The sequence below is a fragment of the Snodgrassella sp. ESL0323 genome (assembly GCF_013346865.1).
In the GTDB taxonomy this organism is placed as follows: domain Bacteria; phylum Pseudomonadota; class Gammaproteobacteria; order Burkholderiales; family Neisseriaceae; genus Snodgrassella; species Snodgrassella alvi.
Map to the genome: position 1 here is coordinate 1 of NZ_JAAEDT010000008.1, position 14031 is coordinate 14031.

Genomic DNA, 14031 nt, shown 5'->3' on the forward strand with positions numbered 1-14031 from the left:
ATTAGCAAGCTTAAAAAAAGCAGGACTTTTGCCAGACGGCATTTTTGAATGAAAAGTTAAATTGTAATTACAATAAGAAGCATAAGAAATGCTGTTGGTAACATCAAAAACACAGTGTACACGATGCGCTCGGTCGGCAGATGATTCAGGAAAGCAGCGCAGACAAACGGCAGAGACTGTATCTGTATACCGACCAGTACAGCTATGAACCGCTGGCGCGGATAGACAGAAACGGTAATCAGGAACAACACATCTACTACTTCCATACCGAGCTGAATGGCATGCCGGAGGAACTGACGGGTGAGGCCAGTAAAACTGTCTGGGAATGCTTTTAGCAGCTGTGGGGTAAACCGATACAGGCGATTGCCCATAGAGAGATACAATAGAACCTGAGGTATCAGAGACAGTATTCAGACAGAGAAACCAGACTGCACTACAATACTTCAGGTATTATGATCCGGATACAGGCCGCTTTACCCCGCCGGATCCGATTGGATTAGCCGGTGGCTTTAATCTGTATCAGTATGCGCCCAATGTGCTGATGTGGATTGATGCGTGGGGATGGGCATGTCATAGACATCGTTCTGATCCGAAATTTATGGGAGGGGACAAAAAACAAAAATTAACTACATTAGATGAACAAACTCACAGAGAGCTGCATAAAGATTTGAATGATTTTTTAGTGAAAAAAACTAAAAATGTCCAAGGTAAAGACGTCCATATGCGGCCACAGCGTGGAAATAGTGGTAAAACTATTAGGAACAATTTTACTGAAAAAGAAAGATTGCAAGCTTTAAAGGAGTCCCATAAGGGACCGGGAGCTAAATATAAAAAAGTGGTGAAAGATTTCTTTGATCAACTTAAGGGTTCAGAAGAATGAATAATTTAATAACTGTAGGATATACCTTATCTGCTATATGTAATCACGCATATTTTTTTGATGACGCTCCAGATAATGTCTTTTGCGATCAATGTGGATGCTGTATTGATGGTGACTACTTACCTAAAGAACTTAAATTACCGAATAGAGCTGATATAAGTTATACCTATGATGACCGATGTATTGTGTCGCAAAGATTTAAAGAATTTATTGAAACGCTAGATTATAAAGTCGATTTTCTTCCTGTCAATCAGAATAAAACTTTATTTTTGATGAAGCCGGTACAAATAATTAAATATTCAGCTTATCAATTAGAAGAGTACTGTGAAAAATGCCATCAATATCTATATCAAGTAGTACCAAGCGCAGATTTCTATGATGAAACTGGAAAAGTATTACAAAATGGAATATTTTTTTCATCAACAGCTTTTGGCAGTAAAAAAGAAAAATGGCCAATTATCGTACTAGGAACAGAAACAGCCAAGGTTATCGGTGAAGCGGTTAAAAAATTTAAATTTAGAGGGGCAGATATTACACCAATAGAAATAGGCGTAAAAAATAAATAATTCCACCAGCAATATTTATTGATTTAGCTATACTTACTGAGAATATTAGCTATGTTTAGAATAAAAATAAATAACGATGTATTATTAGGTAAAATTGATTATGATGATGAAACTGTTAGTGAGGCAATACATTCAACATACTCTGATTATTCTTATGATATTTCATTATGGTGGAATGATTTTGTTATTCCTTTAGATAGACGTGGTGATATTAGTGAGATGTATAATGATATTATTTTTATGCTTAACGAATTAAAAAGAAATGAAAAGGAGTTATCTATATCATTCCTTTCCAGTACGTTTACTGCTAAGTGGTACATTCAAGTTGAATCGGAAAATTTAAGGATATTATCTAAATGGATCACTATTGAATTTTCTAATCATCAACCTTGTGATAATAAAGAGGGAACTATTCTTATAGTTCCAACATTAGAATTTATAAATGAGTGGAATAATTTATTAAGGATAATAAAAAATGATTTGATTAAGGTTGGATATAGTGAAAATCTTGAAGGTTTTAATTATTTAAAAACACTATAGATTTATTACTTTAATAATTAAATTGATATAGCGATTTTGATTATTGTTAAATTTAGTTTATTAATATAAATTTATAATAAATCATTGTATTGAAAATTTAATACTTTAAATCCGATTCAATAATTAATTGTCAATATTGATAAGCCATTGAGGTTATTAAATAGAAGTAATTTATGTCAAAGTTATCAGGATATTTAAATGTCTCAATTACGGTTTTTAATATTTTGGATAATATGATTAAGTTATAAAATTATGTCAGATATATGGATATTTAATGGAGCTACAGCTCGTTTTCCTTCAGGTGTATTTTTGTCCTTAGAAAATGCTAAAACGTGGATAAAAAAAAATAAATTATCAGGTATTTTAACAAAATATCCAATTGATGTTGGAGTATATGATTGGGCTGTGCAAAATAATTTTTTTATTCCAAATAATGAGAAACAAAAACTTCCATCATTTATTGGTTCTTTTACATGTGCTTCAATGGAACACTATCATTTTTTGGATGGTGAAGAAGACTAATATACTAGTTATATTTCTTTGATATAAGCTATCAAATAATTTAAAAAATCTTTTCTTGTTTGATTATATGCATAATTGGACTTATTGAATTTGTGTTCTTTAGGATAATTGTACGCACAGATAATCAAGAAATAAGCAAATTGCAAAGTACAGTACCTGAGGTATCAGGGGCAGTATTTAGATAGAGAAACTGGGCTGCGCTACAATACTTTCAGGTATTATGATCCGGATACAGATCGCTTTACCCAGACTGATCCAATTGGATTGCTGGGTGGCTATAATCTATACCAGTATGCGCCGAATCTGTTAAGGTGGATTGATCCGCTAGGTCTTAATCCTTGTACGTTATCTGGTAATACAATCAAACGCGCTGATGGTTTAAATCTCATCACTATTCCAAGTAATGCACAGATTCGTAAATTACTTCCTCCAAAAGGCTATACTGGAAACTATGGCTATGAGTATAAATGGCAGAATGCAAATGAAAGTTCAATAGTCGTTCGAATTCATGATATTGATATCACAGCACCACCCGGCTCTAATTCTAGTCAAGGGTGGGTTGTAAGAATTTTGGATGGAAAGAAAAGCATGGATGTTAATGGTAATTACTATCCCCCAGGAATCTTTAAAGAAAATAGTCCGTATTATAATCCTTCAGCAATTAATGATGTCCATATTCCAATTAATAAACCAACAAGTTTTCCCGGAGTTGATTAAAAATGTATAAATATGATGATTATTATGAAGATCATTTAAGAAAAAAAATACAGGAATTGAAATACGCAATAGATACTAAAGATTCTGATATGTATGAACTAATTGGTTCTATCAGAGATGTGTTTTCATCACCTTATATATCAACGCCGATTGTTAGCCCTAATTTAGTTAAGGAATTATGGATTTTATTAACTAAAGTATTTATCCATAGTGATATTTACGATAATCAATTTGATGCAATATTCGCAATGGATGATATTTACTTATACTCTAGACGTCAAAACATTAAATTATGCTTAAAAGATTTAGAAAAATGGAGAGAAAAACATAACAAAAATAATACAACGGAAGAAATTTTAGAATGCGTTGATAATATAATTTTACCTGATGTTTAATTCTTTAAAAACGCATATCTTTAATCCTTAATAACTCAAGTATTTAGATTAATAAAGTTTTGGTACAGCTCATACATTAAGTAATAGTTTACCATCAGTATATTTTGTCTGGGAGCGCTTGATATATCGAAAATGGAAAGCGGATATATAGAGAGAGGATGATAGATTAGCATTTCATCTAATTATTTAATTATTAATGTAAAATTATATGATTGGTAAAATTAAACTGCCTGCTTTAGAAATCTTTATGACTGCAGTGGATGTAGTAGAATTCTCCAAAATTTTAAAAGATCAGATTGAATCGGTTAAATTTATTAAGCAATTTCCATGGCCTGATCTGAATATACCAATTTTTGATGTACTGGATATGGAAATAGCTAAAAATATAAATTTTAGTATTATAAATACCGAAATTTTAAGGATTGAACGTTATAAAAAAGAATGTGTTACACATTATCCAGGATGCAGTTATAGTGGTGATATAGCAGGAGAAGGTTTTATCCGTTTTTCATGTTCCTGCATAGCTGATTATGCACCTGAATCTTTAATGAACGGTCGGTTAACTGCTACTTATGATTTGGTAAAAGAACCCGAAACCGATAAATTTATAAAAGCCGTATAGAAAATATTTAAACAAGGAGCGAAGAAGGTTTATTTAATTAATCGGGAAAAGGGTCAGATTGCGGATAAACCTGAAACTCGTTTTTTTGCCTGGCCGGACGCAGTAAAGAAATTTAATGGGGAAAATGGACATTATTTAACTAACCATGCTTTTGCCTATTTTGTAGCCAAAGACGTGTAATAAAATCCAAATAAAATAACTATTGCTGATTTTTTATTCTCATAATCTAAAAAATTTTGATTTTATTTGTAAAATGATAATTATATTAGATTGCGTCAAGTTAATTGGTTTGCTATATGTATTCCAAATAAACATATATCGATTGTAAAATAGCTATAGTCTACGGTATTTACATAAAGACCTAAGATTACATTACAATACTTTAGGTACTACGATCCGGATACAGGTCGATTTACTCAGACTGACCGATTGGATTACTGGGTGGTATTAATCTGTATCAGTATGTGCCAAATGTGCTGATGGAATTGATCCTTTGGGGTGATGTAGTATAAAAGAAATAATTAAGAATCCTCCCAAACCCCAAAAAATCACAAACCCTGTTTGTTTAACAAAAATGATATTGCTGTGATGAATAGGGGATTGCATGATATTTTTAATGGTAGAGGTATTCCACGTCTTGATGAGCATGGTAATCAAAAGATTTTTAAAGGAATAGAAGGAGAAAAGTGGAAATGTGTATTAGAATGGAAAGTTAGACTTGGTAATGGTGATTATAGGATACTTACTAAACAATTGCCTAACGGTAAAACCCAAGTAAGTTTTACTGATAACCACTATAACTTAATATTAGATGTTATTTTGAAATAATTACATATTGTATTTTAGTTATTTTACAGGCTGACGCGATGAAAAATAAGTATGAAGTTAGAGACAGTTCTGAGCAATTGATTTTTTCTTGTAATGATTTTATTGAATGTTATGATTTTTGGGGAACAAATTGTGAGGATTGGTTTGCATTTATCGGAGTGTCTGAACAAAACATTAACTTGATAATGGATGAGGAAACTTACTCCATTAAAAGTGATCAATTTGCTGATAGATTTTATCATGAATTTACAGTACAGAAAATAATAAAATCACATAATGTACTATATGCTGGTTTATATTTTTCTAGAGGAATGTATAAAAGAGGGGCATTATCTTTACTTAAAACAGCAAGTGAACTTGAGGAAAGAGTATGGCTTGATATGAAAGGAAATTTGAAATTAATATATCTTTCAGCCTGCTATTTAAAAAATGGTTTTCCACGGACTTTAGATAAAGATACTGTCGTCATTGAGGGAAAATATATTCAGGATTACTATGCTTTTTTTTGTGAGCTGGGTTATGCTTTCCTTGGTAAGTTTGGTTATATGGGATGGAATATGGATGGAATCTCAGATCTTTTAACCGACCTTGTGCGAAAAAATAGAACAGTTAATATTATCTGGAAAGATAGTGATTTATCATTTAAAGCGATTGAAAATACCGTTCCAGAAGGCTATTATCAGTCATCATCTAGTTATATTCTTATGACATTAAAAGAGTATTGTAATGTAATTTTAGAATAATTATTCTATTAATCATTCTTTCACTAAATATTAAAAAGTCGGCTTACTGGTTTATTTATTGAATCAGCTGCTTTCAATTCCGATTATTAACTATAAATGTAGTTAGCTCATGAATGCTCTTCGGCCTGTTTAATTCCAGTCAGCACAGTGCATTATTGTTTAGTAATGTCATCTTCTGTTATCAACATCAAGTAAAAAATTTTATTGCTAATAAACAGTATGGTATATGTGTAACTGGATTATCTTCAGAGAAATTAAACTTCTCTGTCTGATAGCAACTTGTCATTAAATTGTTTACCAGGGATAGGTAAGCAAGGGCCGGCAAGATGGAAAAGTGCAGTAGAATGGGAAGTTATAGTTGGAGATAATAAATTAAGGATACATACAAAAAATTTCCTAACGGTAAAGCCTAAGTGAGCTTTAATATTAACCAATATGAAAGAATATTTGCTGTTATCATTGAATAATTACAGGTTATATTTTGAATATTTTACAGGATGAAGCAATGAGAACTAAATATGAGATTAGAGACAGTTCAGAACAATTGATTTTTTCTTGTAGTGATTTGATTGAATGCTATAGTTTTTTAGGGACAAACAATAATTATTGGTTTGCATTTACAGGAATTTCTGAACAAAATGTTCATTTAATAATGAACGAGGAAACTTACTCCATTAAAAGTAATCAATTTTCTGGGAGATTTTATTGTAAATTCACAGTGAAAAAAATAATAAAGTCATCCGATGCTTTATATGTCTGTTTATCTCTTTCTTCAGAAACATATTCAGAAATGTATTCAGAAACGTATAAAGTAGGAGCATTATCTTTTCTCCAAGCAGTAAATAATATTGAGGAAAAAATATGGCTTGATATGAAAGGAAATTTAAAATTAATATATATTTCAGCCAGTTATTTAAAAAATGGAATTCCACGGACTTTAGAAAAAGATACTGTTGTCATTGAGGGAAAATGCATTCAGGATTACTATGCTTTTTTTTGTGAGCTGGGTCATGCTTTCTTTGGTAAGTTTGGTTATATGGGAAGCTGTATAGATGATGTATCAAAACTTATGGAAGATCTTTGCTCAGAAGATAAGAAGATTAATGTTATCTGGAAAGATAGTGATTTGTCATTTAAGGCAATCGATAATAGTCTTCCACAAGGCTATGATATGTCATCATCTGGTTTTATCCTGATGACATTGGAAGAGTATTGCAATGTGATTTTAGAGTAATTATCTATATAATCATTTTTATAAAATATTAAAAAATCGGCTTACTAATTTACTTATTGAATTAGCTGCACTCAGTTTAGATAAGATATAAAAAAAATAAAAGATTATGTATAGAACAGGAGATGTTATCTTGGAATAATTACATATTGTATTTTGGTTATTTTACAGGTTGACGCGATGAAAAATAAATATGAAGTTAGAGACAGTTCTGAGCAATTGATTTTTTCTTGTAATGATTTTATTGAATGTTATGATTTTTTGGGAACAAGTGGTTATTATTGGTACGCATTTATAGGGATGTCTGAACAAAATGTTAATTTAATAATAGATGAGGAAAAATACTCCATTAAAAATGATCAATTTGCTGATAGGTTTCATGGTAGATTTACAGTGCAAAAAATAATAAAATCACAAGATGTATTATATGCTGGTTTATATTATTCTGGGCGAATGTATAAAAGAGGGGCATTATCTTTACTTAAAACAGCAAGTGAACTTGAGGAAAGAGTATGGCTTGATATGAAAGGAAATTTGAAATTAATATATCTTTCAGCCAGTTTTTTAAAGAATGGTTTTCCACGGACTTTAGATAAAGATACTGTCGTCATTGAGGGAAAATATATTCAGGATTACTATGCTTTTTTTTGCGAGCTGGGTCATGCTTTCCTTGGAAATTTTGGGTATATGGGATGGAATCTACCCGGGGTCTCAGATCTTTTGATCAATGTTGCGCGAAAAGGTAGAACAATTAATATTATCTGGAAAGATAGTGATTTATCATTTAAAGCAATTGAAAATACCGTTCCAGAAGGCTATTATCAGGCAATATCTAGTGATATATTAATGACATTAAAAGAGCATTGTAATGTGATTTTAGAGTAATTATCTATTAATTATTCGTTCGGTAAATATTAAAAAGTCGGTTTACTAGGGTTTATTTATTGAATTAGCTGCACTAAGTTTAGATAAAATATAAAAAATAAAAGATTATGTATAGAACAGAAATTGCTTCCATACCGGCCTGAACGGCATGCCGGAGGAGCTGACGGATGAAGCTGGTGAAATCGTCCGGAGTGCTTACCAGCTGTGAATCAAACTGATACAGGAGATTGTCCATAAAAAGATACAACAGAATCTGGGGTGTCGGAGACAGTATTTGGACAGAGAAACTGGACTGCACTACGATACTTTCAGGTATTATGATCCGGATACAGGCTGCTTTACTCAACCGGACCCGATTAGATTAGCCGGTGGCTTTTAATCTGGTATCAGTATGCGCCAAATCCGTTAAACCGAATCGCTCCGTTAGGATTGAAATGTGATAGTGCTTCTAGTCAAAATAGAAAGTTTTGGAAAAACGATTCAATAGAGTTTAATGTAAATAAAGTATATCAACGAGATGATTTATTCTATTCTGATTCGATGAAACCTAGTTTGATAAAGAGAAAGTATTCCGGAGAACTAACATGAGCGAATGGCTAAGGGTCGTGTATCTGTTGATATGCTGGAAATACAGTTAATTTGCACCATATTCTGCAAACTCAAAATGGGTTAATTGCAGAAATGAGTCAGACATTCGATAAGACTAATCATGGAGTAATATATATAAATCCGAGCACAATTCCTTCTGGAATTAATAAAGCTGTATTTAATGCACGGCGTAAGCAGTATTGGATAAACAGAGCGAGTGGTTTACTATGAACAGAGAAGAATTAATAGAGCTTTTTGAAAAATATTCCGATTTAATAAATATGGGAACATCAGATGATACTCCCGGTAACGATTGGATTGATGCTGCTGAAAAAGTATTGTTAGTAAATTTTCCTGCTGATTATAAATGGTTTCTAAATAATTATGGAGGTGGAGATATTTGCGGGGAAGAAATATATAGTATTTATTGCCTTCCGTTTAATGAAGCGGTCGGTGGAGATATAGTTTATCAAAATACGATTGCTAATAATAATTTGGAATCTGGGAAAATTGCTCTGTCCAATACAGATTTTGGCGAGGAGTTCTTTTTTGATACTAATAATATGGAAAAAGTCTACATATCAATTGGGAATAATCGCCAATTATATGCCAGTGACTTTTTAGAATATCTTCAAAAACGATTACTTTCATACGTTTGATATTTATTGTGAAGGTGTTTTTTCAACATAAAAGCTGGGAAACTGTTCAAATCTTCCCGGCTTTTTTATTATTTAACCCTCGTTCAGCACACTAAACATCCCGTCCTAATTCCATTAACCATTTGTTTAGAAAGATAAAATTTATCGTGTAGTTTCTGCACTATGTTTTCATCCGCCATCTGTACAATGCAACTCTGTGAAACCTTCACCATCACGCCGCGCCCAGTGTCAAATCCCGCCTCTTGCATATGGTGTTTTGCAGCATCAGTATGACAAACTGGGCAACTGCATCGCCACCACCCTGCCGGACAGGCGCACCATCAACAAACTGTATTTTGGTTCCGGCTACCTGCACCGGGAAACCCTGCACAGCCAGGGCAGAATGCACACCAGTTTTCAATACGACCACACCGGCTGTCTGACCGGCAAACAGACCAAACGACCGGGAGCGGGTATTCTGCCGGATATCATACTGGACCGCGGCTGCAGCTACGACAATCTGGACCGGCTGGCAGGTAAAAAACACAACCGACATGGACAGAGCGATTACCGCTACAACGAACACGGATGTACCCGCAGCAAACAAACCACCAGCGGTACCCAGTATTACCATTACGATGCTGAGCATCGCCTGACTGAAGTGCGTATCGAACAGCTGAATCATACTGAACGCTACGTCTACGATGCGCTAGGCCAGCGCATCGAAAAACACTGGTTGGACTGGGAAGGGAATACAAACCGATACAGGAAACGGAACATATTACAATACCACAAAACCTGAGATATCAGAGACTGTATTGAGACAGAGAAACAAACTCCACTAGAATACTTTCAAGTACTATGATACAGATACAGGTCGCTTTACTCAGCCAGATCCGATTGGGTTAGCTGGTGGCATTAATCTATATCAATATGTGTCCAATGCGCTGATGTGGATTGATCCATGAGGATGGAGTTGTTGTGAGCAATGTATGGGAAGAACGTCGGGTAAAAGAAGTACAACCGACAGAACGGATCAACCGAATGCGTAAGAAGGATGTTTAGGGGTGATAATGAGACCGGTAAGTTTAAAAGCTCAACCTATGGACAATGGTACTCAGTAAAAGATGCAGATATGGCTCACAAAACTGATGCAGTTAAATACTGAAATACTGAAGGTGGATACTATTGACCTAAATCTAAAGAAGTTAGGGATTTTATGAAAAACCCCGATAATTATGAATTAGAGTATTTCAGATATAATCGTTCCCAAGGGGCGAAATTAAGAGAAATCTATAAACATCCTGACGAATTTAAATAGTCAACTGAAAAATAAATTTTTTTAAATAAGTGAGATAAGTATGCGAAATAAAAATTTAAAAGATTTATCAGATGTAAATCCTGAATTAGGAAAAAAAATTGTTTCCATCGGAGAAGAAGGTAACAGATTTGCTAGAAACAAAGATTATACTGCAGCCATAGGAAACTATAAGAAAGCATGGGAGCTTTTACCCGAACCAAAATTAGAATGGGAGCCACATAGTATGTGGTTATCATCTTCATTTTATGATGCTTATTTAGCTTTAAAAGATTATAAAAAGGCTGAATTCTGGGCACAGAACCAGCTTAAAGCAGTAAGTTCTGATATAGATACAAGTCCATATATAGATCTTGGTATGGTGAATTATGAATTAGGCCAGCATGATAAAGCATATGAATATTTTGACATAGCATATCAAGGTGGCCAAACACGTGCATTTAAAGAAAGACCTAAAAAATATTTAAATTTTTATTTAAAAGAGGCAAAAAATAAAAGAATATTAACCAGAGACTTTATAAATAAAGAACATTAGCGATAGCAGTGTTACCGCTAAGAAGCCAAATATTGTATACATATAGAAAATCGGATTGATGGCCGTTGCGGTTCCGATGCGATAAATATGAATATTAATTTTGCAATTACACCTGTTCAGGATGCTTTAAAACTAATTCAGTAAACCCAGACAGAATAAAAATCAGACCTGTATTTCTGATTTATAGACAACATTAAAGGAATTAAAATGTTTCAATCAAAATATACAGTACCCGAAGATATTGATAAACTGATTTCGAAATTAAAATTGAAAAAAAAATCACACAGTTCTTATATTAATTTTTTAAAACAATATAACGTGATTGATTTTTATAACATGGAATTTTGTTATGGTATTGACTGTGAAGGGGAAGAATTACCGCTCGAAGTTATTTTAGGCTTCTCAAAAAAAGAAGATGAAGATTTAATTGCTACAAACTATGGGTATCTGAATAGAATACCTGAAAAGCATATTGCTATAGCAACTGTGAATTATGGAGATTTACTTTGTTTACATCCGAATGGCAAAATTTATCATTGGGATCATGAAGTCAATGATTTGTATTTGGATATGAAGGTAATAAACGGATACCTGGAGCAAAATACCAATTTAAGATTTGTAGCAGATTCCTTTGATCAATTTTTATCAATGATTAACAAATTAGAAGATGATGATGATTATGATCCAAGTGAAGATGAATTTAAGAATCCGAATATTCCTTTTCCAGATGAATCATTAAACGTTTGGTTTAATGATCCTAAAAGTATTTTGTTGCCGCCAGAACGAGCAATACCAATATATTTAAAAAAATTTAAGCTTTCTGAAAAAGGGCGTGAATTATTAGAAAAATTCAAAAAAATAGAACTTACTGAAAAAGATCGTGAAAGAATAGCAACATTAAAAAAAGAAGGATTTTTAGAAGAAGGAATTTTTGAATAAAAAATTAAATTGTAATTACAATAATAAGAATGTGAACGTTGGCAACATCAAAAAAACAATGCTGAAATAATAAATTTTAGATTTAAAATCAGGTGGTAAACTGTTTATTACCACCTTCAAACTAAACTGATACCGCATAGGCATGCCTGCAGCAAACAAACTGCCAGCGGTACCCAGTATTATCATTACCATGCCGAACACCGCCTGACCGAAGTGCGTATCGAATAGCTGAACCATACTGAACGCTACGGCTACGTCTACGATGTACTTGGCCGGCGCATCGAAAAACACCGGCTGGACCGAGACGGCAAGCCATGCAACCGCACCACCTTCCTGTGGGACAGGATGCAGATGATTCAGGAAAGCAGTGCAGACAAACGGCAGAGCCTGTATCTGTATACCGATGAAGGCAGCTATGAACCGCTGGCGCGGATAGACAGAAACGGTAATCAAGAACAACACATCTACTACTTCCACACTGATCTGAACGGCATGCCGGAGGAGCTGACGGATGAAGCTGGTGAAATCGTCTGGGAATGTTCATATCAGTTATGGGGCAAACCGATACAGGAGATTGCTCATAGAGAGATACAACAGAACCTGCGGTATCAGAAACAGTATTTAGACAGAGAAACCGGACTGCACTACAATATTTTCAGATACTATAATCCTGATATAATTCGCTTTACTCAGCCGGAGAGGCGGACATAATCTTTATCGGTATGCACCTATGGATCGATCCGTTTGAATTAGCTTCTGTTAGCCTTAAATCTATTTTATTCTCCTAAAATATTGTTAATCCTGCGTTTAGTAATCAAACTAAGATTAATGATTTAATACATAAGCTTAAAGCGACTAAATCATATATAAACAAGGTTGAACTAATCAGAAAAATCAGCATGAAAGATTTACCTGCAAATATTCAAGAACCCTTGCTATCTAAGATGCATATAAGGACGCATATTTACTATGGATAATAGTTGTCTGTATGCTAGTTAAAGACGCTGTTGTATCCAAAATTTCATCAGAATGAGCAACTGCAGAAGAGTATTCTGAAATTGACCTTATGAGAAGATTTTCAACTAAAAATACTGGTAAATTATTAATGATAAGAAAAGATTGTAAATAAAATGAATGTAAAACCAATTGAAACAAAATATGGCTTGATTATCGGGCGGGATGCTTTAATTATATCAGAGACTGAACTCAGCTTATATCCTTTAAATTTTGTCATTAGAACATCGTTATCTTTGTCTTGCTGTGAACCAGCTCTTATAGGTGTTTTAGATGTTAATGTTGATTTTTTATTTAGTAACATAAAAAAACTGACTGTATATAGTTTAGATGATTATCCGTATGAAAAAAATTCTAAATCATGCTTTGATTTGATAAAGGATACGAATGAAGATGAAGTCCAGCATATAATTCTTAGCACTTATGATCATATTTTCGATATAGTTGGAAACTATGAAATTAAATATTCATAAATAAATTACATTGAATAAACGGAGGAAAAATTATTATTTTCCAGTTTATTTAATTATTAATTTCTATTCAATTTACTAAAGCAAGCTATCTTTAATCTTTTTTGGCCTCATTCATTTACACTACTGGTGCGGTTAAACCAAACAGGCAATCAGGAAGAGTACAATCTACTACCTTCATACCGACCTGAACGGTATGCCGGAGGGGTTGACGGATGAAGCCGGTGAAATTGTCTGGGAATACTCATATCAGCTGTTGGGTAAATTGATACAGGAAACAGAATATATCTCAGTACAACAAAAGCTGCAGTATCAGGGGCTGTATTTAGACAGAGAACCGGACTGCATTACAATACTTTCAGGTACTACGATCAGAATACAGATTACTTTACTACCTGAGTCGATAGGCCTGGAAGACAGATTAAACCTGTATAAGTACGTCGAGAATCCTCTGATATATATTAATCTACTGGGACTAACTGGCTGCAATAGAAAACCCGGCAAAAATTTTAAAGATCACTTATTCGACACAAAGGTCTCCTTGAAGATTATTTAAGCAAAAATATCCAAAATGGAAAGTTGACAAAAGGGACTGAATTT

At 33.3% G+C, this 14031-nt stretch carries 21 protein-coding genes and 3 pseudogenes; 23 read left to right on the top strand and 1 reads right to left on the bottom strand.

Annotation, left to right across the window (positions count from 1 at the left end; translation table 11 throughout):
• Positions 1-140 precede the first annotated feature (140 nt).
• The 20 genes and pseudogenes from GY065_RS01205 to GY065_RS01305 all read left to right on the top strand — a co-directional run bounded on the left by GY065_RS01205 (position 141) and on the right by GY065_RS01305 (position 11947).
• The gene (locus tag GY065_RS01205; protein ID WP_174832771.1) at positions 141-335 is read left to right on the top strand and encodes an RHS domain-containing protein; all 195 of its coding nucleotides are present in this window, start codon (positions 141-143) and stop codon (positions 333-335) included.
• A gap of 47 nt (positions 336-382) precedes the next feature.
• A complete protein-coding gene (locus GY065_RS01210; protein WP_371731922.1) occupies positions 383-880 on the top strand; it encodes an RHS repeat-associated core domain-containing protein in 498 nt (165 codons plus the stop codon).
• A complete protein-coding gene (locus GY065_RS01215; protein ID WP_174832773.1) occupies positions 877-1446 on the top strand; it encodes a hypothetical protein in 570 nt (189 codons plus the stop codon). The genes GY065_RS01210 and GY065_RS01215 overlap by 4 nt, the downstream gene beginning before the upstream one ends.
• Before the next feature lie 51 nt (positions 1447-1497).
• Positions 1498-1986, top strand: a complete 489-nt coding sequence (locus GY065_RS01220; protein WP_174832775.1) for a hypothetical protein — start codon at positions 1498-1500, stop codon at positions 1984-1986.
• Positions 1987-2238: 252 nt separating this feature from the next.
• On the top strand, positions 2239-2508 hold the full coding sequence (locus GY065_RS01225; RefSeq protein WP_174832777.1) for a hypothetical protein: 270 nt from the start codon (positions 2239-2241) through the stop codon (positions 2506-2508).
• A gap of 156 nt (positions 2509-2664) precedes the next feature.
• The gene (locus GY065_RS13175; protein WP_174832830.1) at positions 2665-3225 is read left to right on the top strand and encodes a polymorphic toxin type 30 domain-containing protein; all 561 of its coding nucleotides are present in this window, start codon (positions 2665-2667) and stop codon (positions 3223-3225) included.
• 2 nt (positions 3226-3227) lie between these two features.
• Positions 3228-3620, top strand: a complete 393-nt coding sequence (locus GY065_RS01235; protein WP_174832779.1) for a hypothetical protein — start codon at positions 3228-3230, stop codon at positions 3618-3620.
• A gap of 208 nt (positions 3621-3828) precedes the next feature.
• Positions 3829-4242: a hypothetical protein gene (locus tag GY065_RS01240; protein WP_174832781.1), complete on the top strand. Its 414-nt coding sequence runs from the start codon at positions 3829-3831 to the stop codon at positions 4240-4242.
• Positions 4243-4830: 588 nt separating this feature from the next.
• Positions 4831-5070, top strand: a complete 240-nt coding sequence (locus GY065_RS01245) for a hypothetical protein (protein ID WP_174832783.1) — start codon at positions 4831-4833, stop codon at positions 5068-5070.
• Positions 5071-5108: 38 nt separating this feature from the next.
• Entirely contained in the window at positions 5109-5813 is a 705-nt protein-coding gene (locus GY065_RS01250; RefSeq protein WP_174832784.1) for a barstar family protein, read from the top strand.
• Between the two features lie 481 nt (positions 5814-6294).
• A complete protein-coding gene (locus GY065_RS01255) occupies positions 6295-7047 on the top strand; it encodes a hypothetical protein (protein WP_174832785.1) in 753 nt (250 codons plus the stop codon).
• A gap of 177 nt (positions 7048-7224) precedes the next feature.
• The gene (locus tag GY065_RS01260) at positions 7225-7929 is read left to right on the top strand and encodes a hypothetical protein (protein ID WP_174832786.1); all 705 of its coding nucleotides are present in this window, start codon (positions 7225-7227) and stop codon (positions 7927-7929) included.
• A gap of 133 nt (positions 7930-8062) precedes the next feature.
• Positions 8063-8137, top strand: a pseudogene (locus tag GY065_RS13505) (hypothetical protein); the annotation flags it as partial.
• A gap of 33 nt (positions 8138-8170) precedes the next feature.
• Positions 8171-8308: an RHS repeat-associated core domain-containing protein gene (locus tag GY065_RS13345; RefSeq protein ID WP_371731923.1), complete on the top strand. Its 138-nt coding sequence runs from the start codon at positions 8171-8173 to the stop codon at positions 8306-8308.
• A gap of 254 nt (positions 8309-8562) precedes the next feature.
• Positions 8563-8748, top strand: a pseudogene (locus tag GY065_RS13510) (HNH/ENDO VII family nuclease); the annotation flags it as partial.
• Positions 8745-9176: an SMI1/KNR4 family protein gene (locus GY065_RS01280; protein WP_174832788.1), complete on the top strand. Its 432-nt coding sequence runs from the start codon at positions 8745-8747 to the stop codon at positions 9174-9176. The pseudogene GY065_RS13510 and the gene GY065_RS01280, both read left to right, overlap by 4 nt.
• A gap of 196 nt (positions 9177-9372) precedes the next feature.
• Positions 9373-9957: an RHS repeat domain-containing protein gene (locus GY065_RS01285; protein ID WP_174832789.1), complete on the top strand. Its 585-nt coding sequence runs from the start codon at positions 9373-9375 to the stop codon at positions 9955-9957.
• Positions 9958-10012: 55 nt separating this feature from the next.
• A pseudogene (locus GY065_RS13515) lies at positions 10013-10123 on the top strand (RHS repeat-associated core domain-containing protein); the annotation flags it as partial.
• 393 nt (positions 10124-10516) lie between these two features.
• A complete protein-coding gene (locus GY065_RS01300) occupies positions 10517-11008 on the top strand; it encodes a tol-pal system YbgF family protein (protein ID WP_174832790.1) in 492 nt (163 codons plus the stop codon).
• Between the two features lie 207 nt (positions 11009-11215).
• On the top strand, positions 11216-11947 hold the full coding sequence (locus tag GY065_RS01305; RefSeq protein WP_174832791.1) for an SMI1/KNR4 family protein: 732 nt from the start codon (positions 11216-11218) through the stop codon (positions 11945-11947).
• A 15-nt stretch (positions 11948-11962) separates the two neighbouring features.
• On the opposite strand, the gene GY065_RS12950 is transcribed toward GY065_RS01305, so the two are convergent.
• Positions 11963-12238 carry a hypothetical protein gene (locus GY065_RS12950; protein ID WP_202984023.1) on the bottom strand — a complete coding sequence of 92 codons (276 nt, stop codon included), beginning with the start codon at positions 12236-12238 and terminating at the stop codon, positions 11963-11965.
• Between the two features lie 60 nt (positions 12239-12298).
• Between GY065_RS12950 and GY065_RS12955 the strand changes: the two genes are divergently transcribed.
• From GY065_RS12955 to GY065_RS13520, 3 genes are all read left to right on the top strand, one after another.
• Entirely contained in the window at positions 12299-12658 is a 360-nt protein-coding gene (locus GY065_RS12955) for an RHS repeat domain-containing protein (RefSeq protein WP_202984024.1), read from the top strand.
• 419 nt (positions 12659-13077) lie between these two features.
• Positions 13078-13434 carry a hypothetical protein gene (locus tag GY065_RS01315; RefSeq protein ID WP_174832793.1) on the top strand — a complete coding sequence of 119 codons (357 nt, stop codon included), beginning with the start codon at positions 13078-13080 and terminating at the stop codon, positions 13432-13434.
• Between the two features lie 163 nt (positions 13435-13597).
• On the top strand, positions 13598-13987 hold the full coding sequence (locus GY065_RS13520; protein ID WP_371731924.1) for an RHS repeat domain-containing protein: 390 nt from the start codon (positions 13598-13600) through the stop codon (positions 13985-13987).
• Positions 13988-14031 lie beyond the last annotated feature (44 nt).

Coding starts and splice junctions, on each gene's coding strand:
- GY065_RS01260 (WP_174832786.1), top strand. CDS start 7,225: ATGAAAAATAAATATGAAGTTAGAGACAGTTCTGAGCAATTGATTTTT.
- GY065_RS01235 (WP_174832779.1), top strand. CDS start 3,228: ATGTATAAATATGATGATTATTATGAAGATCATTTAAGAAAAAAAATA.
- GY065_RS01205 (WP_174832771.1), top strand. CDS start 141: ATGATTCAGGAAAGCAGCGCAGACAAACGGCAGAGACTGTATCTGTAT.
- GY065_RS01240 (WP_174832781.1), top strand. CDS start 3,829: ATGATTGGTAAAATTAAACTGCCTGCTTTAGAAATCTTTATGACTGCA.
- GY065_RS01300 (WP_174832790.1), top strand. CDS start 10,517: ATGCGAAATAAAAATTTAAAAGATTTATCAGATGTAAATCCTGAATTA.
- GY065_RS01250 (WP_174832784.1), top strand. CDS start 5,109: ATGAAAAATAAGTATGAAGTTAGAGACAGTTCTGAGCAATTGATTTTT.
- GY065_RS01280 (WP_174832788.1), top strand. CDS start 8,745: ATGAACAGAGAAGAATTAATAGAGCTTTTTGAAAAATATTCCGATTTA.
- GY065_RS01305 (WP_174832791.1), top strand. CDS start 11,216: ATGTTTCAATCAAAATATACAGTACCCGAAGATATTGATAAACTGATT.
- GY065_RS12955 (WP_202984024.1), top strand. CDS start 12,299: ATGATTCAGGAAAGCAGTGCAGACAAACGGCAGAGCCTGTATCTGTAT.
- GY065_RS01315 (WP_174832793.1), top strand. CDS start 13,078: ATGAATGTAAAACCAATTGAAACAAAATATGGCTTGATTATCGGGCGG.
- GY065_RS01225 (WP_174832777.1), top strand. CDS start 2,239: ATGTCAGATATATGGATATTTAATGGAGCTACAGCTCGTTTTCCTTCA.
- GY065_RS01215 (WP_174832773.1), top strand. CDS start 877: ATGAATAATTTAATAACTGTAGGATATACCTTATCTGCTATATGTAAT.
- GY065_RS01220 (WP_174832775.1), top strand. CDS start 1,498: ATGTTTAGAATAAAAATAAATAACGATGTATTATTAGGTAAAATTGAT.
- GY065_RS01245 (WP_174832783.1), top strand. CDS start 4,831: ATGAATAGGGGATTGCATGATATTTTTAATGGTAGAGGTATTCCACGT.